Source organism: Ferrimonas sp. YIN67 (assembly GCF_057219095.1).
On the sequence record NZ_JBXVVJ010000003.1, the window covers coordinates 572430 to 594981 of the forward strand.

Genomic DNA, 22552 nt, shown 5'->3' on the forward strand with positions numbered 1-22552 from the left:
TTAACTGTCTCCGACTTTCAAAATGGCCAAGAAGGCTTCCTGGGGAACTTCCACGTTGCCCACCTGCTTCATCCGCTTCTTACCCTCTTTCTGCTTCTGCAACAGCTTCTTCTTCCGGCTCACGTCACCACCATAACATTTGGCGGTCACGTCTTTACGCAGTGCCTTGACGTTGCTACGAGCAATAACATGGTTGCCGATCGCCGCCTGGATGGCGATATCGAACATCTGGCGGGGGATCAGCTCTCGCATCTTCTCCACCAACATGCGACCGCGGTACTGGGCATTGTCCTTGTGGGTGATCATCGCCAGGGCATCGACCCGATCGCCGTTGATCAGCACATCCACCCGCACCATGTCCTCTTCCTGGAAGTGAACAAAGTTGTAGTCCAGTGAGGCATAGCCACGGCTGGTGGATTTCAGGCGGTCGAAGAAGTCGAGCACCACCTCGGCCATAGGCAGATGATACTTCACCGCCACCTGGTTGCCGTGGTAGGTCATGTCCTTCTGTACCCCCCGCTTCTCGACACATAGGGTGATCACATTACCCAGGTATTCCTGCGGCACCAGAATGTTGGCTTCGCAGATCGGCTCGGCGATGGTTTCAATGCTGTTGATCGCTGGCAGGCCGGAGGGGTTGTCCACCATCACCACTTCACCGTCGGTCTTGGTGACCTTGTAGATCACGGTCGGCGCGGTGGTGATCAGATCCAGATTGTATTCGCGCTCCAGGCGCTCCTGGATGATCTCCATGTGCAGCATCCCGAGGAAGCCACAGCGGAAACCAAAGCCCAATGCCGCGGAGGTTTCCGGCTCGTAGAACAGGGAAGCGTCGTTGAGGGACAGCTTGGCCAGGGCATCCCGGAAGGCTTCATAATCTTCCGAGGAGATGGGGAACAGACCGGCATAGACCTGAGGCTTCACCTTCTTGAAGCCCGGCAGGGCTTCGGTGGCACCGTGCTTGGCGTGAGTGATGGTATCGCCCACTGGCGCACCGTGGATCTCCTTGATCCCGCACACCACCCAGCCTACCTCGCCGCACAGCAGTTCGGTCTTGTCGACCTGCTTCGGGGTGAAGATCCCCAGACGATCCACGCCCCAAACCTGACCGGTGGACATGATCTTGATCTTGTCGTTCTTCTTCAGCTTGCCGTTTTTGATGCGAACCAGAGACACGACGCCCAGGTAGTTATCGAACCAGGAGTCGATGATGGACGCCTGCAGCGGCGCATCCGGATCCCCTTCCGGTGCCGGGATGTCTTTGACGATGCACTCCAGCACGTCTTCGATACCGATCCCTGTCTTGGCGGAGCAGCGCACCGCTTCCATGGCATCGATCCCGACGATGTCTTCAATCTCTTCGGCAACGCGATCCGGATCCGCCTGGGGCAGATCGATCTTGTTGAGGATCGGCAGGACTTCCAGGTCCATCTCAATGGCGGTGTAACAGTTGGCCAGGGTCTGGGCTTCTACGCCCTGACCGGCGTCCACCACCAGCAGAGCCCCCTCACAGGACGCCAGGGAGCGGGACACTTCATAGCTGAAGTCCACGTGACCCGGGGTATCAATGAAGTTCAGTTGATAGGTTTCACCATCCTTGGCCTTGTAGTCCAGAGTCACACTCTGGGCCTTGATGGTGATACCACGCTCACGCTCCAGATCCATGGAGTCGAGGACCTGGGCTTCCATCTCACGCTCGGAGAGGCCGCCACAATGCTGGATCAAACGATCGGACAGGGTCGACTTGCCGTGGTCAATGTGGGCGATAATCGAAAAATTTCGGATGTGCTTCATCGGTGCCGCTACTTCGCAAAAACTAAAGGTGAACGTCAATCGTACTCACTATGTGGGACCAGGGCCGGGGATCTTGGCGACACCAGCGCTTAGACCACATGGTGAGTGCGATCGGTATAAGGGGAGCGATTTTAGCGGATTTTTGTCCGCCGGGCTATGCGCCCGCTAACGGCTTGCCCAATTCACCGAGGATAGTCAAAGGCCGGGGTTGGCGCGCGGCCCATCGGCGAGCCAGAAGGAAGCCGCCTATCCCGCCGGCCAGGGACGCCAGGATCACCCCCCCTTCATCAACAAACAGCCGGGTTCCGGCCAATGCCGCCAGGATCCCCAACAGCAAAGGCAGCAGATAGACCGCGGCCGAGATCCGCAACAGATCCTGCTCGGCGATCCCCACCCGCAATTGGGTGCCGGTCGGGTAGCTTTTGTTACAGGGCAGGGTGACACGGTTCTCTTTCGGTGCCAGGGCCTTGGCCAGGATCCCGGTGCCGCAATCATCGCCTTGTTCACAATGGCCACACGCACTTTGACTGGTCCAGCTAAGGACCAGCTCACCGGCGTGACAGGCTTCGACTCTGGCAATGGCTTCAATCATGGCATCGACTCTCTACTTGGCGGGGTAGATATTTTCCGCCACATTGGCCAAGGCTTCCACTGGCATTTTACCCACGGCCACCACTTCCACTTCACCATGAATGGCCGAAGCCAGGGCAAGGCCGTTGTTGGCAGTGACATTGCTGGGCATCTGTACTCGGCCCACCAGGCCAATATAGACAGAGAAATCCGCCAGGCCATCACTGACTGAGATGTACTCGACCGGTTCATTGAGACCCAGCAGCATATGCTGATCGTAATGAGCTACCTTGAAGCCTGCCGGCAACCAGCCGAAACGCCAGCGCTGTGGCTGCGACGGGTGGGGGGCCTGCATCACTTCCGGCCAAGGCCTGGCACTCAACTCCTCAAGCAGAGGCGTCGGCTGATCAAACCCATGGGCTTCGATCACCAGCAACTGCTCCAACAGGTTATTGTCCGGATCCAGCATATCGACCCTCAGGGGCAGGGCCGTGTTCAGATCAAGCCAGACCCGGTACTGAAAACGATAGTGATCGGAAGGCACGATGCGGATCAACTGAGCCGTCTGGCCCGCCACACGGTTACGCCCCCCCTCGACAAAGCGATAATGGGGCTGCAATGAGGCGATCCCGCCGGCAAAGATCCCGGGAAACAAGCCTGGGATCCGATCACTGCGCACGCTGTAGGGCTGAACATCGTGTTCGATAAAGGAGACCTTGTCACCGATCCGAATGGCACTCTTAACGGGTCCATTGAGGTGCTCAAGCAGCGCCACCTGACGCCCGGCGATCACCCCGTGGTGGTAACGTAGAGCGCGGATCTGGTCCCGCTGCATCTGCACCAGGGAGAATTGGAAATGGGTGTCGTTGAGGGCCCGCTCCATGCGCTGCAGCCAGGGCAGTGCGGTGCTGGGCTCGGCCGCCTGGACCATGGGAGCCATGATCAGGGCGGCCAGCAGGAAGAGTTGTCGAAACAAGATGGGTTAATCCTGTACGGTGGCTGTGTCCACCACGATACCATTTAATCGCTGCTGCAGGAGATGGTCACGCAAAAACGCATTGGCACGGCGCTGCTGCTCATGGGCTTCCCGCTCTGCCTGGAGTTGCTCCTGCTGCTGTTGCACCCCCATACCGGGTACCGAATAGCTGACCGGCGTTGGCGCGCCAAGGAGCGGTGTCGTCTGCAATACCGGCACCGGATTATCCACCACCTGCTGCGAACCATACTGCTGTACGCCCACCACGGCGATGGCGGCAACACCGGCGGCAATGGCGTATTGACCAAACTTTTGGCTCCATGCCATCAGATTCGCCGGTACGGCAAAACGGCGCTTAGCAGCTTGAGGGGCCAAAACCACGGGCTCGGCCTCCAGGGCTTTAGCCACCTTATCGGCGATCCCCAGATCCAGACTGGCTGGCAGCTCTCCTCGCATGGCATCACCGATCAGGTGGTAGCGATGCCACTGCGCCTGGAGTTGGGGATCCGAGCCGATCTGCTCAAACAGATCTTCCTGACCATCGACACACGCAGAAACCTGTTCGCGTTTTTCAGTCACCATAATCACCTTACGTTTCACTTTCCCAGCGCCCATTCAGCGCTCCATCAGTGGATGGATCTTCTTATCGATCGCTTCCCGGGCTCGAAAGATCCGGGAGCGGACCGTGCCCACAGGGCAATCCATCACGGTTGCGATCTCTTCGTAACTCAAGCCTTCCAGCTCACGAAGGGTGATCGCCACCTTCAATTCTTCCGGCAGACTATCAATGGTGTCGAACACCGCCTGCCGTATTTCATCAGACAACACCTGACGCTCTGGCGTTGCCACATCACGCAGTGCATCGGCACCGTCGTAAAATTCCGCTTCCTCCGCATCCACATCGTTGGCCGGGGGACGCCGCCCCATGGACACCAGATGGTTCTTTGCGGTATTCACCGCGATGCGGTACAGCCAGGTATAAAACGCACTCTCACCACGAAAATTCGGCAAAGAGCGGTAGGCTTTAATAAACGCCTCCTGGGCGACATCAGCCACATCGCCCGGGTTCTTCACATAGCGACTGATCAGGTTGGCCACCTTGTGCTGGTATTTCACCACCAGAAGGTTAAACGCCTGCTTGTCACCCTGCTGAACGCGCTCGACCAGTTGTTGGTCATTTACCGACTCACTCACTCGAGAGGGCTCTCCTACTAACTTACTGATTTTTAGTCCACTCGTATCAAGCGCACTACTTCAGACTGCGGTTACCAAAAAAAGTTCGTAATAAATTATGATCTGCCGCACAAACTCGGATCCCCTGGGGGGATTGGGACTTTGGACGATTCAGGAGTACCATACGCCAACCATTAAAAAAAAGCATGACATCGAATGGATCAAGGGCTTGAACACCGTGCCGACGTACTGGTCATCGGCAGTGGTGCCGCCGGGCTAACCCTGGCACTGAAACTCGCAAACCACGCCAAGGTAACAGTGATCGCCAAGAGCACGCTGAAAGACGGCTCAACTTACTATGCCCAAGGCGGGATCGCCGCCGTGTTTGACGAGCAGGACACCATCGACTCCCACGTCGAAGACACCCTGATCGCCGGTGCCGGACTGTGTGACCGCCGCGCCGTGGAGTTCACCGCTCAGGAGGGCCGTACGGCGCTGGAGTGGCTGATCCGCCAAGGCGCCGCCTTCGACACCGAAACCGATAGCGATGGCCAGAGCCGTTACCACCTGACTCGCGAAGGGGGCCACAGCCACCGGCGGATCCTGCATGCGGCAGATGCAACCGGCAAAGAGGTGCAGCAAACGCTGCAGCAGCAGGCTCGCAGCCATCCCAACATTCAGGTACTCGAGCGCTTTAATGCGGTGGATCTGATCACCAGCTGCAAGCTCGGCCTGGCCGGTGAAAACCGGGTCGTAGGTGCCTACATCTGGAATCGAGAAAAAGAACTGGTCGAGATGGTCCAGGCCCCCTACGTGGTGCTGGCCACAGGCGGCGCGTCCAAGGTGTATCAATACACCTCCAATCCCGATGTGGCCTCCGGAGATGGGATCGCCATGGCCTGGCGCGCTGGCTGCCGGGTCGCCAACATGGAGTTCAACCAGTTTCATCCCACCTGTCTGTACCATCCCCAGGCACGCAATTTCCTGCTGACCGAAGCCCTGCGGGGCGAAGGTGCCCTGCTGCGCCGCCCGGATGGCAGTCGCTTTATGCCCGAGGTCCATGAACGGGCCGAACTGGCTCCCCGAGACGTCGTTGCCCGCGCCATCGATTACGAGATGAAGCGCCTGGGGGCCGACTGCATGTATTTGGACATCAGCCACAAACCGGCCGATTTTGTCAAAAAACACTTCCCTACCATCTACGAGCGCTGCCTGGACCTTGGGATAGACATCACCACGGAAGCGATCCCTGTCGTGCCCGCCGCCCACTATACCTGTGGTGGCGTGATCACAGATCTGAACGGGTGTACCGACCTGCCCGGCCTGTATGCCATTGGTGAGGTTGCCTACACAGGCCTGCATGGCGCCAATCGCATGGCCAGTAACTCTCTGTTGGAGTGTCTGGTGTTTGCCCGGTCGGCGGCACACCAGATCCTGCGTCTGCTCGATACCCACCAACGCCCGAGCGTTCCGCCTCTGCCAGCCTGGGATGACAGCCAAGTGATCGACTCCGATGAACAGGTGGTGATCAGCCACAACTGGCATGAATTACGCCTGTTTATGTGGGACTACGTGGGAATTGTTCGCACCGATAAACGGCTGCAACGCGCACTGCGCCGGGTCGAGATGCTCAAGGCGGAGATCCACCAGTACTATGCCGACTTCAAGATCAGCAATGACCTGCTGGAGCTGCGCAATCTGGTTCAGGTCGCCGAATTGATCATTCGAAGCGCCATGGCACGTAAAGAGAGCCGAGGCCTACACTACACCCTGGATCATCCTCACTCCCTAGCGGATCCCAAACCCACCATCCTCACTCCCCGTTAAGCCGCTGCCGCTGTGCCGCCAAAATATGGCGGCACAGCCGGCGCCAGTGGGCCTCATCAAAGCTGTCGGCAAAACACCAGTGCCAGAGCCTGTCGCCATCACAACGCACAGACATAAGCACGATACCGGGCAGCAGCCGACTGCGCCCATCCAGCTCAAAATGCTTGCCGCTGGACAGCCAATAGCCCCGCCCCTCCCCGTCCAGCACAAAGGCGGGACGCTCAACCAGATCACGGCTTTGAATCACTTGATACACCAAGGCAAACGCTAAGCCCCAACGCAGCAATTGCCAGCCCAAAGACAGGGGCTGCGGCCAGATGAACAGGGTCAGCAACAGAGAGAGCAAGCCCGAGACGATGAGGGCTCGGGCAAGATGGGATGGCGCGGGATGAAAACTATCGGTTAGAAGTTCGGACATTGCGCTCAATGTTGGCAGCCAAGATCCTGGCCACCATCTCGGCCAGTGCCGGGTCCGCACAGGATTCGTGCCCCATAAACCAGGCAAACAGCTCGGGGTCGTCACAGCTGAGCAGGCGCTCGAAGGTCTGTTGTTGCGCTACCGATAGGGATGAATAATCGTGCTCGACAAAGGGTTCAAGCAATACATCCAACTCCAGCATGCCTCGTCGACATGCCCACTTTAATCGCTTAACGGCCGCATTTTGCCCTGTTGTCATCTTTATTCTCCTTGGGGGATCGTTGCCGATCGCTTATCTGCTCCCGAGTCTATCACGACGTGCCCACAGATAGATCCCACCCGAGCTTAAGGCAAAGATCGTCATGGAGAGTACCAGCGGCAGGGGCGTGCCGCTGTGACCCAGGCTGATCGCCACGCCAGCCAACGCTCCACCGGCAAAGCGCATGCAGCCCCCCAGCGCAGCGACGGAGCCACTGATCCGCGGAAGCTGTTCCAGCGCCAATCCGGTCGAGTTGGCCGAGATCAGGCCAATGGGGCCAAAGATCATCATCACCGGCAGCACAATGGCGGCCAGGGTATCGATGCCCGCCAGGTGCAGTCCCAGCAGCAGCAGGGCACCGGCACCGGACAGAGAGAGCCCCAGCTGCAGCATGCGCTGCGAGCCGAGACGGGCAACATAACGGGCGTTAAGGCTGGTCACCACCATCATGGTCAAGACGTTCAGGCCAAAGAGGTAGCCGAAGTTTTGCGGCGCCACACCGAAATATTCGATGTAGACAAACGAAGCGCCGGTGACAAAAGAGAACAGGGCACAGGAGGAGAAGATCCCCACCAGCAAATACCCCATACAGTGCCGATGGCTGAGGATCTGCCCATACCCTTGCAATGCACTGCGCACCCCCAACGGCGGCCGCCCTTCCGGCGCCAGAGTTTCACCGATCCGATACCAGAGCACCAGCATCAAGACCACCCCCAGGATCGCCAGCAAAAAGAACAAGCTGCGCCAGCCGAGCACCAGCAACAGGTAACCGCCCAACAAAGGCGCCGCCAAGGGCGCCAGGGCCATCACCAACATGGTAAAACTGACCGCCCGGGCAAATTCGTCGCCGGCAAACAGATCCCTCATCATGCCCATTAACACTACTGAGCCACCGGCCCCCCCCAGGGCCTGTAAAGTCCTAAAGATCAGTAATTGATCAAGATCTTGGGCCAGGGCGCAACCCAGGCTGCCCAGGGAAAATAACCCCATGCCAAACAGCAGGATAGGGATCCTGCCTATACTGTCGGTCATCGGACCGTAGAATAGCTGACCGAAGGCAAACCCCAGCAGGTAAACGCTGACACTTAGCTGCACGCGCTCAACCGGCACGGCAAAGCTCTCCGCCAGCGCGGGGATCGCTGGCAAATACATGTCGATGGCCAACGGGGTCAAGCCAGCCAAAGCCCCGAGCAGGGCGATCAGAAGGGAGTAGGAGGGACGGGACACGGTACGGCTCAAAGGGAAACAATGAGCCTTAGGATCTCCCGTAACCTCAGGTTGTGCAAGCCCTAATCATTCCTGGGCGATCCGCTCGGCCTCGCCACCGGAGAAGAAGGGAGAGAAATCCGAGTCCAACATTCGCCGCACCGCCGGATGCTGGATCATGCGTTCGGCGAACATCACATGGTACTCCTCCTGCACCTCCTCGGTCTGGCCGATCAGGACAAAACCCCGGCCCAGGATCTCTTCTCGGTACAGGGTGGGGACCACAAATACGCCCTTGCTCAGATGGGCAAAGGCTTTCATCATCGCCGCATCGTCGAACTCACCCATGATGTTGGGCGCCAAGCCAATCTCATCAAACCAGCGCAGCAGCTGCTGACCCAAGGCGGTTTTACGATGTGGGATCAGAAGTTTGGCATCGGACAAGTTGGCCGGAAAATCCCCTTCCAGTGCTTCGCTCGCGACGAAGCTGATCCCACACTGCCCCAGCTTTTTACTCAGGATCTCCGGGTATTTGAGGGATTCAGAATCACTGCCTGAGAGCACAATATCCAGCTTATGCTGAGACAGGCGCTCGATCAGGTCCTGATCGCTGGACTCGAAACAGTTGAGGTGGATGGACCCATCGTCGGGTACTACGGAGAGCAGAAGCCTGCTGGCCAAGGACTTGGACAAGGCATCTGAGGTGCCCACTTCAAACAGGATCGAACTGTCCTGATTGTAATTAAGCAGATCCAGCATTTCATAGGAAAGGCTGTACATCTTGTCGGCATAGCGAAACACCAGCTCCCCCAACTCTGAGGTGACCAGTTGGCGTCCCTGGCGCTTGAACAACTTGCCCCCAAGGCGTTGTTCGAGCTGACGGATCTGGCCCGTCACGGTTTGCGGAGTCAAAAAAAGGGCCTCAGCTGCTTTCGCAACCGACCCTTTTTTGCGGACCATCCAGAAATAATACAGATGGTTATAGTTTAAATGAGCCATTGTTCATTCCAATCGCCTTAACGGCAATACATCAACTCGGCCAGTGCCTGCTGTAACTCGGCCTGGGTGCTGATCAGCCCCTTGACCAAGAGTTCGTTCATCGCCAGCACCATCTGATCACGCTGCGGCAAACTCTGCTCGCAGTAGGCTCTGTGAGCCTGCTCAAAACGGCGTCCCCCCCGATACTTCAAGGCACGCTCAGACAGGGTTTCCGTAGCCAGGGGGGCAGGATGATTCAGCCTGCCCATGGCCAACGCCCCATCGATGATCCCCTCCAGGTAGCTCATACAAGCGACTCCTCGAGGTTCATCGGCACACTGGGCCAGGTTGATGTCATTCGCCCATGCTGGCGACAGCGTCGCCAGCATCAACAGCAATCCAATTGCTTTACTCATAATCCCTCACAACTTTTTGTCTTACTTCGGTTCCGGCAGACTCGCCTTCAGGAAGAAGTAACCGATGACTGCTGCCAGAGCAGAGCCCATCAGGATCCCCAGACGCGCCAGATCATTGTATGCCGTCGCATCGACCGGGAAGGACAGGGAAGCGATGAACATGGCCATGGTGAAGCCAATAGCACACAGCATGGACACACCGAACAAACCTTTCCAGTCCATACCTTCCGGCAGGGAAGCAATCTTAAGTTTGATCGCAATCCAGGAGAAGCCCATGATCCCGACCGGCTTACCGATCAGCAGGCCCAGGGCAATACCCAGCGGCAGAGCGGCAGTCAGATCACTCAGAGACATCCCAGACAGGCTGACCCCGGCATTGGCAAAGGCGAAGATCGGCAAGATCACGAAGGAGCTCCACGGATGCAGGGCATGCTCCAGGTGCTCGCTCGGACAGTGGCCGTGCTCATCTTTCTTCAACGGAATGGTGAAGGCCAATACCACACCCGCCAAGGTCGCGTGCACACCGGACTTGAGTACGGCTACCCACAATACCAGGCCGATCAACATGTATGGAGCCAGATCACGCACACCACGACGGTTGAGCATGGTCAGGGCCACCACAGACGCTGCCGCGACAGCCAGGCTGGCCGCAGAGAGAGAATCGCTGTAGAACACGGCAATGATCAGGATTGCCAGCAGGTCGTCGATGATGGCCAGGGCCAGCAGGAAGATCTTCAGCGCAGCCGGAACCCGGCTTCCCAGCAGGGCCAGAACACCCAGGGCAAACGCGATATCGGTTGCTGCCGGGATCGCCCAGCCATTGGCCGCGATTGGATCGGACATGTTCAGGGCAAAGTAGATAGCGGCTGGAGCCACCATGCCGCCAATGGCAGCAAAGGTCGGCAGCGCCGCTTTGTCTTTGCTGGACAAGGCACCTTGCAGGAGCTCACGCTTCACTTCCAGACCGATCAGCAAGAAGAAGAAGGCCATCAGCAGATCGTTGATCCACAGTAGTGCTGTTTTGTCGATATCCAGCGCACCAATCCGCACTTGAACCGGCGTATTCAGGAACGCATCATACAGGCCATCCAGTGGCGAGTTCGCCAACACCATGGCAAAGGCCACGGCGATCATCAGCAAGATCCCGCCAGACGACTCCTGGCTCAGGAAATTCTTAATTGCGTGTTTCATACACTTCTCCAAGGAATAACAGGAGGAGTGTAGTCAGAGACATACCACTTAGAAAATCGTTTCTATCTCAAACATTACTCGGTTTTTCCGAATTGAGGGAAAGATCACGCTTTGTAATTCCTCTAACGGAAAGAGATTCTTCATCTAACCCAATAAAAACACACGCATTTGTAACTCACGGTTCACGGGCCAGAATACGATGCCATTACCACCATCATTTTCCAACCCACAAACACAGCCAGCTCTCTCTTTTTCCCAAGTGGGCAGTTTTCTCGCTCTGTTGAGAAAGGTTCTGGCTGGCAACCTGCCTCTTCATCAAGCAAATATCCTCAGAAACAACAGGTTTACAAAGCCCCAAGCTCCTCTGCGTAGAAGGCCGCCAATTGAAATCAAAGGCCAGGCTGATACCATGTGCCGATCGCAAAGAGGAGAAGGTAAAAAGATGAGGCAGTATCTGGATCTGTGCCAACGCATCGTCGACGAGGGCGTATGGGTGGAGAATAAGCGTACTCAAAAACGCTGCCTGACGGTGATCAACGCCGATCTGACCTACGATGTCGGCAATCAGGAGTTTCCCCTGGTAACGACACGAAAGAGCTTCTGGCGCTCCGCCATCGCCGAGATCCTCGGTTATCTGCGCGGCTATGATAACGCAGCCGACTTCCGTCAGTTGGGCACAAAGACCTGGGATGCCAATGCCAACGATAATGCCGACTGGCTCGCCAACCCGGTGCGCAAAGGCGAAGATGACCTGGGCTTGATCTACGGCGCACTGGGTCGCTCCTTTCCCAAACCGGATGGGGGCAGTGTCGATCTGCTCCGCCAGATCATCGACGATCTGTCCAATGGCATCGATAACCGGGGTGAGATCCTCACTTTCTACCACCCGGGAGCCTTCCATCTGGGCTGCCTGCGCCCTTGCATGTACAGCCATCACTTCTCTCTGTTGGGTGACACCCTGTACCTCAACAGCACCCAGCGCTCCTGTGACGTGCCGCTAGGACTGAATTTCAATATGGTGCAGGTCTATGCGCTGCTGGCACTGGTTGCCCAGATCACCGGCCACAAGCCCGGCAAGGCCTACCATAAGATCGTCAATGCCCACATCTACGAAGACCAACTGGAACCGATGCGAGATCTGCAGCTAAGGCGCGAACCCTTTGCTCCACCCCGGCTCATCATCAATCCCGAGATCCGCTCCCTCGAAGATCTGGAGACCTGGGTCACCCTGGATGATTTCGCGGTTGAGGGGTATCAGCACCACGAGCCTATCCAGTATCCCTTTTCCGTCTAACACAGAGCCAAAGAGCCCGCGCAATGCGCGGGCTCTTCTCTTCACCTAAATGCCTGGCCCTCAGGTGTCCAGCTAACCTTTGATCGCCTTGCCCTTTGGCCGAAGCATCAGGTAGCCGCCGAAGACCAGCATAGGCACAGTGAGCAACTGGCCCATGGTCATGCCCAGATACAAACTCATATGGGCATCGGGCTGACGGAAGAACTCGACGATGAAACGGGAGATCCCATATCCCACCAGGAACAGCCCCGCGACCGCACCAGGTTTATCGGTGCGCTTGGCAAACCACCACAGGGCGGCAAACAAGATGACCCCTTCCAGGAACCCCTCATAAAGCTGGGAGGGATGGCGGGGCAAAGGACCGGCACCCGGGAACACGAATCCCCAAGGCATCTCCGTCGTGCGCCCCCAGAGCTCACCGTTAATAAAGTTGCCAAGCCGACCCAGGCCCAAGCCGATTGGCACCACAGGCGCCACCAGATCGGCTACCTGCCAATAGGTACGCTTTTGCCGCCAGGCGATGTACCCCATGGCGACGATCACACCAAGTAAGCCCCCATGGAACGACATGCCACCGTCAGTGATGCGGAACAGGTAGAGGGGGTCTTGTACCAGCCACTGCCAGCCATAGAAGAAGACGTATCCTAAACGCCCCCCCAGGACCACCCCGAGGAAACCATAGAACAGCAGGTCGGATACCTGATCCCGGGTCCAGCCCGAGCCGGGCTTGTCGGCGTGACGATTGAGCAACCAGAGGGCCGCCAGGAAGCCCAGCAGATACATCATGCCGTACCAGCGCAGCGCCAGTGGGCCAAGTTCAATGATCACAGGATCGATATGGGGAAATTGAAACCAGGGTTCAGACATGCAGAGCCTTGAGCAAAAATCGACATAAATTAAGGTCCCTAGGATAGAGAGATCGGGGATCCCGAGCAACGCCTAGGAAGCAATGACGACACTATCTGGTCGGACGGTCGACGAAAGGCAGCAGTTTGACCAGAAGCGGCTGTGCCAACTCTTCTCGCAACCGGGTCCGCACCGCCTGACCATCGGCAGCGTTGAGCAGGGCTTCTCTCAGGGAAGAAAGTTGGCTCAGATCCAGGTGCCGAACCAGGTAGTGAACCGCCCCCAGGGCGTGGCTGTTCATGCTGAGACGACGATAACCCAGGGCCAGCAACATCAAGGCCCCGCTGACCTCGGAAGCCAATTCTCCACACAAACCCAACTGGCTGCTGGGGCACTGCTGAGCCACCCTGTCCAGTGCGCCCAGTACGGCAGGATGAAAAGGATCGTACAATTCACCCACCTGGCCATTATTGCGATCCACGGCCAGCAGGTATTGGGTCAGGTCATTGCTGCCAACCGAAACAAAATCCAACTCCGTCATCCAATGACCCAATTGGAAGACGGCGGCGGGCACCTCCACCATGATCCCCAGCGGCGGCGTTCGGATCTCCTGTCCCAGCTCCTCGCCCAGCTCGCGTATCGCCTGGTCCAGCAAGCGGCGACACTGACGGATCTCATCCAATTGAGAAACCATGGGTACCATGATCTGCAGATTCCCCAACCCCAGATCGGCCTTAAGCAGGGCCCGCAGCTGGCACAAAAACAGCTCGGGATGATCCAACGAGAGCCGCACGCCACGCCACCCGAGAAAGGGATTGTCCTCGCGGATGGGCAGATAAGGCAGGGGTTTATCTCCGCCCACATCCAGGGTACGGATCATCACGGGCTTGCCCTTAGCCCGACTCAGGAGCTGCCGATAGAAACGCTCCTGCTGCTGCTCAGTGGGAAAGTGATTGAAGGACATAAACAGGGCTTCGGTGCGCAACAGGCCGATCCCTGCCACCGCTTCGCTTTGCAACAACCCCTCCTCGGGGTGAAGATCGGCATTGAGCTGCAGGGCCACCGTCTGACCATCCAAGCTCCGACAGGGCTGATCCAACTCCTGTTGCAGATCCGCCTGTCGCCGCTCCCGGTTACGCTGGATCTGTCGATAGCGGGCCAACAGCCCAGGCTCGGGATCGAGCCAAAACTGACCGCCCAGGGCGTCGACCAGCAGCGGCTGTCCGTCGAGTTGGTCCAGTCGAGCGCCATCGACGGCCACCAGCGCCGGGATCCCCATCGCCCGCGCCAGGATCGCCGCATGGGAGTTAACCCCGCCGCGCAAGCTGATGATCCCGGCCAGGTACTGGGGCGGCACTTCCGCCAACATGGTGGCAGTGATCTCCCGGTCCACCAGGATCACCGGAGCTTCCCAGTAACGGTCGGTTCCGCCGGGCCGAGCCAACTGCTCCAGGACACGCTGTCCCAGATCCCGGATGTCACTGGCCCGCTCCTTAAGGTAATCATCCTCCATCGCCTCGAATCGACCGATGGTTTCCAAAACGACCTTGCATACCGCCGTCTCGGCACTCCATCCGCGTTCACAGCGCCTTTGCAGCGCCCCCTGCAGAGTCTTATCCGACAGCAGCATCTGGAAACTCTCGAAGATCTGCAGGATCTCTTCCCCCAGCTCCTCATCCATCCGAGCCGACAGGGCCTCAAGCTCATCCACGGTCCTGAGCAACGCCTGTTGCAACCTTGGCCACTCCCGTTCGGCAAACTCACTGCGTCGAGCGGGCTGATCCAGGGCAACCCGGGGGCGCGCCAGGCAGGCACTGGCGATGGCGATCCCCGGCGCAGCGCTCAGGGCCCGGAAGTGTTTTTGTCTCTGGGTAAAGGTTCGGGTCAGGGCCCTTTCCCTGAGCTCTGGGGCAAGCTGAGAGGCCAGGGTGATCACGAAGGATTCCTCCTCCTCACTAAACTGCCGAGCCACACGTTGCTGGACCACCAGTACCCCGACCAGATTGCGTCGATGATTCAAGGGAACAGCCAGGAAGGAGAGGAAATCGTCTTCCTCGGCCAATGCGAGGCGTTTAAAGGCGGGATGATTGGGGGCGTCGGCCAGATTCAGGATCTCCTCTCGCTGAGCGACGGTCCCGACAATCCCCTCTCCGATCTTAAGCCGGACCCGCCCGACGGCATCGGGGGACAAACCATCTGTCGCACACAGCACCAGGCCATGTTCATCCTGCAGGTATAAGGAACAACAATCCGCCTCCAGTGCGCCTTTGGTCAGACGAACGACCTCCTCCATCGACAACTCGACGGAGGAGGCCTGACTGACCCGTTGGACGATATGGCGCAGCGTATGGATCATCGGTTGCGACGGCGACGGCGATGGCGCGGCGCCTCTTGCCTCTCTTTTTGAGCCTGGGGTTGTCCCCACAAAGCCGTAGGGACAAATTCACTGAGTACCTTACGGTAGACCTCTCGCTTAAAAGAGACCACCTGACGCACAGGATACCAATAGCTAACCCATCGCCAATCATCAAATTCTGGGTGTCCAGTGGCTCCCAGATTGATTCGGGACTCTGAACTTTGGATCTGCAGTAGGAACCATTTCTGTTTTTGACCGATGCATACCGGCTTGCTGTCCTGACGGATCAGGCGTTTAGGCAAGCGGTATCGCAACCAGGAGCGACTGCGGGCAAGGATCTTTACATCCTCTTTCTTCAGGCCCACCTCTTCATACAGTTCCCGATAGAGCGCCTGTTCAGGGCTTTCACCCTCATTCACGCCGCCCTGGGGAAACTGCCAGGAATGTTGGCCGTATCGGCGCGCCCACAAAACCTGCCCCTGTCGGTTACAGATGATGATCCCGACATTGGCCCGAAAGCCGTCGTTATCGATCACAAGCTTATCCGGTAAAATTCGTAACTTGTTGGGATTGTTCCACAAACCCCCAGCGGCAGCAAACACCGTCCTGCACCCGCTGCGGGCAAAGTTATAAACAGAAGATATCCACCGACTCTGTGGATAACCAGGTGCATAACCCTGTTAATTAATCCCTCACGTCAGTTTATTCCCATTTTTCCTCACCAAAAGCATCTTTGAACAACAAAAATGACCATCAAAAACAATGACTTGGCGCCAACAACATTCCAGCTCGAGGAAAAGAGAGTAAATCGTCGTATTTTTGACCCGTCAGAAAAATCGCCATTGAAGCTGGATCGATGCCGAACTTTATCCACAATCCATGCAAAAGTGGGCCATAAGTTATCCATTCAATCCCCTATGTTGACCACTTAATGCCAGTTATCCCAATATCTTGTGGATGAGACTGTGAATAATCCCAAGAAAAAGCACAACATCGGTGAACAACTCTTAGAGAACAACCGGCCAGATCAATAAAAAGTGCTCCAAAAACAGGCACATAAGAAAGAGTCCGCACTGTTGATAATTATAAAAAAACCATCTGTGCAAATTTTCACCAACTCGACTGGAGTCCACTCACTCCCATCCCTATAATGCCCACCATGCAGATCACGCCCCCACAAACCATCGACCAACTCCTCGCCCGGGCGCACCAGATTGCCGGTTGGCAACTGGGTGAACTGGCCCAAAGCCTGGGGATCGAAACGCCCAAAGATCTCCGCCGCCACAAGGGTTGGTCCGGTCAATTACTGGAACTTTGGCTGGGCGCGACTGCAGGCTCCCGTCCGGAGCCGGACTTTCCCGAGTTGGGCGTGGAGCTAAAGACCATCCCGGTGGACAATAAAGGTGCCCCTTTGGAATCCACCTTCATCTGCGTCTGCCCCCTGACTGGATTACATGGCCTGCGCTGGCAGGACTCCGTGGTCTACCACAAACTCTCCCAAGTACTTTGGATCCCGATCCAGGGAGACCGCGCCATTCCCCTGGCACAACGTCAGATCGGCATGCCCCTGCTGTGGCAACCGGATGATCAAGAACGCCAGCAGCTACAACGAGACTGGGAGGAGCTAACCGAACAGATCGTGCTGGGACAGGTTGAACAGGTCACGGCCCATCAGGGCGAAGTGCTGCAACTGCGCCCCAAAGCCGCCAATCGTCAGGTCCTTACCGAGGGAATTGGTCCTGATGGCGGCCGATTCCAAACCCGCCCTCGAGGCTTCTATCTACGCAGTCGGTTCACTCGTGCCATTTTGCAACGTCACTATCTTTGATCCAGATCGGCTTTTTTCCCCCATTGGCGGCATTGATCACTGGATGATTCCCCGTCAATTGATTAGAATCCGCGACGAGAGTCCAGCATCTTTCCACTCAATCAGAGCAACACAGCAGTAGCCCATCTTGCAAGCAGGTCATGAACTAAGAAAATTCGCCTTCGCCGTGGTCGCTTGGACCCTGGCCATGGGTGTCTTCGTCTCCTTCCGCTACGCCCAAAATCCCGGCAGTACCACCTGGGTGGCCACGGGTGCGGACATGGTGACCCTGAGCCTGTACCTAGGCACAATCTTGGGTTGCCTGCACTGGCTCTCCAACCTGATCAGCGCCACCAGTCCGATCCGGCGCATGAGCTACATGGTGATCGTCACCTTCAAAGGCTTATTCCTGCTGATCGGGGCCCTGTTGCTAATAAAAATTACTTTGTGGATCAATACCTGGACCCCTGCGCCTCATCTTGATCTGGAGTACAACCAACTCACCCAGAGCCTGCTCAATAGCCCCTCCACCCAGTCTCTGGTGCTTTACCTAGTGTGGGTACGCCTCTGCCTGGCGTTCCTGGAACAGATGGTCCTGCTGGTCGGCCAACGCAACCTCATCAATATGGGACTGGGGAAATATCACCGCCCTCGTCAGGAGCACAGAGTCTTCCTGTTTCTCGATATGGTCGGCTCTACCGCCCACGCGGAGGCACTGGGCGATTATCGGTTTAGCCGGTTAGTACAGGATTGCTTCGATCTGCTGTCACGCTGCGTGCAGCAGCAAAGGGGAGAGATCTACCGCTACATCGGCGACGCCGTCATGATCAGCTGGAAGATCAATCCCGCCCAGGACATGGAGCGTCCCCTCAACCTCTATCACGAGTTTGTCCAGATGCTCTACTGGAACCGTCACTACTTCCAGGAGCAGTACGGCTTTCTGCCCCGCTTCAAGGGGGCCGTACACGGCGGCAAAGTGATGGCCGCCGTGGTTGGGGTCAACAAACAGGAGATCAGTTACTTCTCCGACGTACTCAACACCCTGGCCCGACTGCAGGACCAGTGTGGCCCGCTGAAGAAAAACCTCCTGCTCTCCGGCCAGATCCAGGCCCGACTCAACGCGCAGAGCCAGTACCAACTGGAGGCCATCGGCCCCATGCGGCTCAAAGGAAAGCAGCACGAGATCGATGTCTATGCGGTTACCCCTCCTTCGCTGGCAGCAGAGATTGGATCATCTGTCCCAAGGTCCTAAAGGTACGAAGACGACTCGAGGTCTGGCGCCAGACTAAGCCGATCTCCCGATAGGGTGCCTCACCCGGCGGTTGGTACACCTGCAGTTCGGTACCATTGAGGATCCCCGCATCGATTGCCATCATCGGCAGGAAGGTGGTGCCCAGCTTGGAGTCCACCATCTGCACCAAGGTGTGCAGGCTGGTCGCCGCAAAAGGGTTAATTTTGTTGGTATTCTTCATCGAACAAGCACTGATCGCATGGCCGGTAATGCAGTGCTCACGCTGCAACAGGAAGATGCTTTCATCGGGCATGGTCTCGTACTCGATGGTCGATTCCACCGGTTGATCCCTGTGCGCCACCATCTTGAAGGGATCGATCCCCACCGACATGCTGTGAAACCCACTGGTGTCCACCGGCAATGCCAGCAGCAGCAGATCCAGCTCGCCACTGCCCAGGGCCGCCATCAGATTCTCTGTCGTGTCCTCGCGCAGTAACAGACTCAAGCCCGGAAACTGCGCCGAAGTTTCCTTAACCACTCGATTCAGCAGGAACGGGGCAATCGTCGGAATACAGCCCAGGCGAATGGTTCCCGCCATCGGCTCACCGGCACTTCGGGCCAGATCGGTCATCTCCTGAACTTCTGCCAGCAGATGGCGCGCACGCCCTACAACCTCTTCCCCCAAGGCGGTAAACATAAACGACTTGTGATCCCGTTCGATCAGCTGCCCTCCGAGTTGCTCCTCGAGATTCTGGATCCCGGAAGAGAGTGTCGATTGACTGACGTGACAGGCCTTGGCGGCACGGTTGAAGTTCTGCTCCCGCTGCAACTGCACCAGGTAATACAAGTTCTTCAGGCTCGGAAGCTTATTCATAGAAAATCCGATTAGTATTGCTGAGTTTATGCGTTTATCTCACATTATGGCTTCAGCCGTCCCGATCCCGGTCACAGATCTTGTTTTTTTCGAATGCCGCCTCCACCAGGTCATCAATGGTCATGTGAAACGCCGGAACAAACTGGGCCATGAACCAGGCCACCTCGGGCAAAGTATCAATGTATGGTTGGAGTGCGGCCAGCACCTTACGTTCCGTCCCCTCAAACTCCGTATTGCCGGCGCGCAGCTCCGACAACGCCTTGGTGTAAGCCGACAGAAGGTCCGCCGCCTTGACGAAGCGCGCCAGTTCATCCTCTTCATGACCGATCAAGGGTTCATAGCTGGGCCGGAGAGCGGCGGGGATCGTACCCAGCATCAAATCAGAGGCGATCGCTTCCATCTCCCGGCACAGCTCCAGCATTCGGGGTGCCGAGTACTTAACCCCGGAGTTCACATCCTCAGTCAGCACCTCGGGCGCATCATGAAACAGGGCCGCAACGGCCAGGCGATTTTCATCCAGTGGGGGCAGTTCGACAAAGACTCGATTGCGGATCACCCCCAGGGCGTGAGCAAACAAGGCCACCTGAAAGCTGTGCTCCGCCACATTCTCGGCCCGGGTCGGATTGGACTTGCCCCAGCGATGAACGTTCTGCATGCGGGATAATAAAGCAAAAAAGACAGGCTGCATCCTCTCCTCCTGAGATCTCGACAACAGGCCTTTCCTTAGCCTATCACGGACCTGGAAGCTGGCCAGTGATCCCCGCTTGTTTAGAGTGCCTGCTCGCGGTTCTCTGGGGGGGGACAGCTCTGGGTCAAGGGGAGCCGCAACTGCAACTTAGTGCCTCCCAGGGTCAAGCTTTGGCCACGCTGCAGGGAAAATCCATAATGGCGCACTATCCGCTCCACCAGGGCAATGCCACTGTCCTGAGCCTTGCCGTACCCCCAGCTTGCCCCCAAGCCGGTCTGTCCCAAGTTAAATTCGCCCTGCTCGGCAAAACACAGACGGGCATGCGTACCAGCACAGTGAAGGCTGAGCACGACGCGACCACGGCGAGGGCTCTTCCGGATCATGTATTCCAACAGGGAATCGAGCAGCACTTCAAGGACAATAGGCGGCAGAGTGATCTGGCAGGGGTAGCCCTGCTCCTGATGCTCCAGGAGCACCCCTCGCTTAGCCGCCAAGGGCTGCAACCTCTGCACACAACGGAGCAGCTCTGGCTCCAGAGGCAGGCTCGGCAGTTGGGGAACGCCGTCGTTTTCAAGCTCAATCAACAAGTGACGGTGCTGCAGTTGACGGCGACTCTTGCTGATCAGGTAACCGGCCCGGATCCGACCAAGCTCTCCCTCCTGCAAGGCCACATCCAGTTGTTCCAACTGCTCCATCACCTTGTCGATGGTCTCTCGACTGCGCTCCAGTTCCCGCTCTCGTTTGCCCTGATAGTGAGCCAGTTGGGATTGGTGCGCCCGGTAAACCCGCTCCAGTTCTTGAGGCAGCGCTCCCCTCTGACTTTTGCTCAGGGCCGCACCTTGATGCATCAGATCCGCAAACCGACCAAGCGGACGCGTTCCGACAAACGCCCCCACCCCCGCCAGCAGAATCAGCAGAAGAAGTCCCACCAGGCCATAGCCAGGGTCAATCAGTTTCGCCCAGGTTAGTTCAGAGGGCAGCTCCGCAGGATAGGCCAACTGAAGCCAAACATCGTGGGAGACCGCATAAACCGTAAAGGTGCGCCAAAGTGTATCGTCGATCCATTGCTCGCCAAATCCACTTTGCAACATCGTCATCGGAGTACAATCGTCCTGGCTGTTGGCCAGCAAACACTCCCCCTTGAGCCAGACCTGCCCCAGCACAACCACTGGCTGGAGCGATTGACTGCCTTGAAAACGCCAACCATAGCGCCCCACATCCCCCTGCTGGCCAAATGTCGTGAGCGCACTCTTTAGCATCTGCTCATCCGCCATTTCCGACTGGAAACTCTCCATGACCGCCAGCAGGCTCTGGCTGCGCTGAGCGATCGTGCTATCCAGCACCTGCGCCATGCCATCAATGCCATTCCGGTAGGCAAGCCCTAGCCCGCCCGCACTACAGAGCAACATCAGTAACATAAGCAAAACAAAAAGCTGCATGCGCATCGACTTCATTGCCTACCGCCCTGGGAAATGCGAAAAATCAGGTCAGTTTGCCAGCCATTCTCGAAACGGACCAGAGAGACCGATCACCTTTTCTTGACTCAATGTTCCCAAAGGCACATTTCCTTGGGGTTTCGAACCTTGCACAGGGCCGTTACACTCATTTCGACGGCCCCAGCTCCACCAGCGAGAGGGAAACATGTTGAAGCCAGCCCCGCGTACCATCACCAGCCCCACGTTTGGGCCCATGAACTGGTTTAGGACCGCGGGACAGATCGCCCGACGCATCCTACTGCTGTCTCTGCTCAGCCAACCCCTGGCCGCTCAGCCCTTGGAACGCACCCTGGAGTGGAGCGATAACCTGCCGATCCGGATCGAACTGCCCCGGGGACAGCTCCTGCTCCAGGGGAGTGATGACTCACAGTTGCGCCTAAGCGGCACACTGGATCAAGCCGCCATCGAGTTCCAGTTCGAGCGTCAAGAAGCCCAGATCCTGCTCAAGGTTGTTTTGCCTCCCTATTGGAATCGCCACCAGGATGCCACGACAACCAGCCGCTTTACCCTGATCCTGCCACGAACCGCAAAGGTTTGGGTCGAAGGGAGCAGCACAGAGATCCTGGCGCGAGGCCTGACTCAGATGGAAGGCGACACCGTCAGTGGTGAAATAGCTCTCAGCGACAGTGAAGGAGAGTTCCGCTTAAGCACCACCAGCGGCGCACAACGATTCAGCGCCGTCCAGGGTACGCTGTGGGCGCAAAGCATCAGTGGCAATATCGAACTGAACGACAGCCAGGGGCAGTTTCACTTACGCAGTGTTAGCGGCGGCCTTAGGGTTCGGCAAAGTGGTGGGGCTCTGGAGCTGGACACCCTGTCCGGCACGGTAGACGCCAAACTGCTCCGGCTCGATGCTGTCACGCTGCACACCGTCAGTGGTGATCTCGATCTAGGCTGGCAAACCAGTGGCGCCGAGCTCAGCCTGATGGCAGAAACCGTCAGTGGCGACATTAGGCTGAGCCATCGTCGGCATACGGGCTATGCAATGGATCTCCAAACCGGCTCAGGAGGCCGGATCCACAACCGCTGGACATCCACCTCTCCCAGGCAAAATCAGTACAGCGGAGGGCACTCCCTGCAACAGCCCGGCAAGGGACAGATCCTCCTAAGAACAGTCACTGGGAGCCTGTCACTGGAGCCTTGAGCCAAACT

The 22552-nt window shown here is 57.5% G+C and carries 22 protein-coding genes; 5 read left to right on the forward strand and 17 right to left on the reverse strand.

The annotated features are described in order from the left end of the window. From lepA to rpoE, 5 genes are all read right to left on the reverse strand, one after another. Nucleotides 1-1794, reverse strand: coding sequence for a translation elongation factor 4 (gene lepA / locus AC2D8U_RS09795; protein WP_484618852.1), 1794 nt, complete (start codon nucleotides 1792-1794; stop codon nucleotides 1-3). 154 nt (nucleotides 1795-1948) lie between these two features. After that, nucleotides 1949-2386 (reverse strand): SoxR reducing system RseC family protein, encoded by a 438-nt coding sequence (locus AC2D8U_RS09800; protein ID WP_484618853.1) that lies wholly within the window; start codon nucleotides 2384-2386, stop codon nucleotides 1949-1951. Between the two features lie 12 nt (nucleotides 2387-2398). Beyond that, nucleotides 2399-3340, reverse strand: coding sequence for a MucB/RseB C-terminal domain-containing protein (locus AC2D8U_RS09805; protein WP_484618854.1), 942 nt, complete (start codon nucleotides 3338-3340; stop codon nucleotides 2399-2401). A 6-nt stretch (nucleotides 3341-3346) separates the two neighbouring features. After that, nucleotides 3347-3955, reverse strand: a complete 609-nt coding sequence (locus AC2D8U_RS09810) for a sigma-E factor negative regulatory protein (RefSeq protein ID WP_484618855.1) — start codon at nucleotides 3953-3955, stop codon at nucleotides 3347-3349. After that, nucleotides 3956-4534, reverse strand: a complete 579-nt coding sequence (gene rpoE, locus AC2D8U_RS09815; RefSeq protein WP_484618856.1) for an RNA polymerase sigma factor RpoE — start codon at nucleotides 4532-4534, stop codon at nucleotides 3956-3958. A gap of 195 nt (nucleotides 4535-4729) precedes the next feature. Between rpoE and nadB the strand changes: the two genes are divergently transcribed. Continuing rightward, on the forward strand, nucleotides 4730-6340 hold the full coding sequence (gene nadB, locus AC2D8U_RS09820; protein WP_484618857.1) for an L-aspartate oxidase: 1611 nt from the start codon (nucleotides 4730-4732) through the stop codon (nucleotides 6338-6340). Here nadB and AC2D8U_RS09825 read toward each other — a convergent pair. The 6 genes from AC2D8U_RS09825 to nhaA all read right to left on the reverse strand — a co-directional run bounded on the left by AC2D8U_RS09825 (nucleotide 6327) and on the right by nhaA (nucleotide 10808). After that, on the reverse strand, nucleotides 6327-6758 hold the full coding sequence (locus AC2D8U_RS09825; protein ID WP_484618858.1) for a protein YgfX: 432 nt from the start codon (nucleotides 6756-6758) through the stop codon (nucleotides 6327-6329). The two genes, nadB and AC2D8U_RS09825, sit on opposite strands and share 14 nt — an antisense overlap. Beyond that, nucleotides 6736-7017, reverse strand: a complete 282-nt coding sequence (locus AC2D8U_RS09830; protein ID WP_484618859.1) for an FAD assembly factor SdhE — start codon at nucleotides 7015-7017, stop codon at nucleotides 6736-6738. The genes AC2D8U_RS09825 and AC2D8U_RS09830 overlap by 23 nt, the downstream gene beginning before the upstream one ends. A 33-nt stretch (nucleotides 7018-7050) precedes the next feature. Then, the gene (locus AC2D8U_RS09835; RefSeq protein ID WP_484618860.1) at nucleotides 7051-8244 is read right to left on the reverse strand and encodes a Bcr/CflA family multidrug efflux MFS transporter; all 1194 of its coding nucleotides are present in this window, start codon (nucleotides 8242-8244) and stop codon (nucleotides 7051-7053) included. Nucleotides 8245-8310: 66 nt separating this feature from the next. Continuing rightward, nucleotides 8311-9222: a transcriptional activator NhaR gene (nhaR, locus tag AC2D8U_RS09840; protein WP_484618861.1), complete on the reverse strand. Its 912-nt coding sequence runs from the start codon at nucleotides 9220-9222 to the stop codon at nucleotides 8311-8313. Between the two features lie 17 nt (nucleotides 9223-9239). Further along, complete coding sequence (locus AC2D8U_RS09845; protein WP_484618862.1) at nucleotides 9240-9617, reverse strand: hypothetical protein; 378 nt, start codon at nucleotides 9615-9617, stop codon at nucleotides 9240-9242. Between the two features lie 21 nt (nucleotides 9618-9638). Further along, complete coding sequence (gene nhaA, locus AC2D8U_RS09850) at nucleotides 9639-10808, reverse strand: Na+/H+ antiporter NhaA (RefSeq protein ID WP_484618863.1); 1170 nt, start codon at nucleotides 10806-10808, stop codon at nucleotides 9639-9641. Between the two features lie 442 nt (nucleotides 10809-11250). Here nhaA and AC2D8U_RS09855 point away from each other — a divergent pair, with 442 nt between their 5' ends. Beyond that, nucleotides 11251-12102 (forward strand): thymidylate synthase, encoded by an 852-nt coding sequence (locus AC2D8U_RS09855; RefSeq protein ID WP_484618864.1) that lies wholly within the window; start codon nucleotides 11251-11253, stop codon nucleotides 12100-12102. Between the two features lie 72 nt (nucleotides 12103-12174). Here the strand turns inward: AC2D8U_RS09855 and lgt are convergent, their stop codons facing one another. The 3 genes from lgt to rppH all read right to left on the reverse strand — a co-directional run bounded on the left by lgt (nucleotide 12175) and on the right by rppH (nucleotide 15840). Further along, nucleotides 12175-12969, reverse strand: a complete 795-nt coding sequence (gene lgt, locus AC2D8U_RS09860) for a prolipoprotein diacylglyceryl transferase (RefSeq protein WP_484618865.1) — start codon at nucleotides 12967-12969, stop codon at nucleotides 12175-12177. 91 nt (nucleotides 12970-13060) lie between these two features. After that, complete coding sequence (gene ptsP / locus AC2D8U_RS09865; RefSeq protein WP_484618866.1) at nucleotides 13061-15304, reverse strand: phosphoenolpyruvate--protein phosphotransferase; 2244 nt, start codon at nucleotides 15302-15304, stop codon at nucleotides 13061-13063. Then, nucleotides 15301-15840: an RNA pyrophosphohydrolase gene (rppH, locus tag AC2D8U_RS09870; RefSeq protein ID WP_484618867.1), complete on the reverse strand. Its 540-nt coding sequence runs from the start codon at nucleotides 15838-15840 to the stop codon at nucleotides 15301-15303. Before rppH ends, ptsP begins: the two co-directional genes overlap by 4 nt. Nucleotides 15841-16463: 623 nt before the next feature. Between rppH and mutH the strand changes: the two genes are divergently transcribed. Then, a complete protein-coding gene (mutH, locus tag AC2D8U_RS09875; protein WP_484618868.1) occupies nucleotides 16464-17132 on the forward strand; it encodes a DNA mismatch repair endonuclease MutH in 669 nt (222 codons plus the stop codon). Between the two features lie 187 nt (nucleotides 17133-17319). After that, the gene (locus AC2D8U_RS09880) at nucleotides 17320-18363 is read left to right on the forward strand and encodes an adenylate/guanylate cyclase domain-containing protein (RefSeq protein WP_484618999.1); all 1044 of its coding nucleotides are present in this window, start codon (nucleotides 17320-17322) and stop codon (nucleotides 18361-18363) included. Here the strand turns inward: AC2D8U_RS09880 and AC2D8U_RS09885 are convergent. The 3 genes from AC2D8U_RS09885 to AC2D8U_RS09895 all read right to left on the reverse strand — a co-directional run bounded on the left by AC2D8U_RS09885 (nucleotide 18311) and on the right by AC2D8U_RS09895 (nucleotide 21358). Further along, on the reverse strand, nucleotides 18311-19216 hold the full coding sequence (locus AC2D8U_RS09885; RefSeq protein ID WP_484618869.1) for a hydrogen peroxide-inducible genes activator: 906 nt from the start codon (nucleotides 19214-19216) through the stop codon (nucleotides 18311-18313). The genes AC2D8U_RS09880 and AC2D8U_RS09885 overlap by 53 nt on opposite strands. A gap of 52 nt (nucleotides 19217-19268) precedes the next feature. Next, nucleotides 19269-19904: a 5'-deoxynucleotidase gene (yfbR, locus tag AC2D8U_RS09890; protein WP_484618870.1), complete on the reverse strand. Its 636-nt coding sequence runs from the start codon at nucleotides 19902-19904 to the stop codon at nucleotides 19269-19271. Between the two features lie 80 nt (nucleotides 19905-19984). Beyond that, complete coding sequence (locus tag AC2D8U_RS09895; RefSeq protein WP_484618871.1) at nucleotides 19985-21358, reverse strand: ATP-binding protein; 1374 nt, start codon at nucleotides 21356-21358, stop codon at nucleotides 19985-19987. Between the two features lie 187 nt (nucleotides 21359-21545). Here AC2D8U_RS09895 and AC2D8U_RS09900 point away from each other — a divergent pair, with 187 nt between their 5' ends. Then, nucleotides 21546-22544, forward strand: coding sequence for a DUF4097 family beta strand repeat-containing protein (locus AC2D8U_RS09900; protein ID WP_484618872.1), 999 nt, complete (start codon nucleotides 21546-21548; stop codon nucleotides 22542-22544). Nucleotides 22545-22552: the final 8 nt, after the last annotated feature.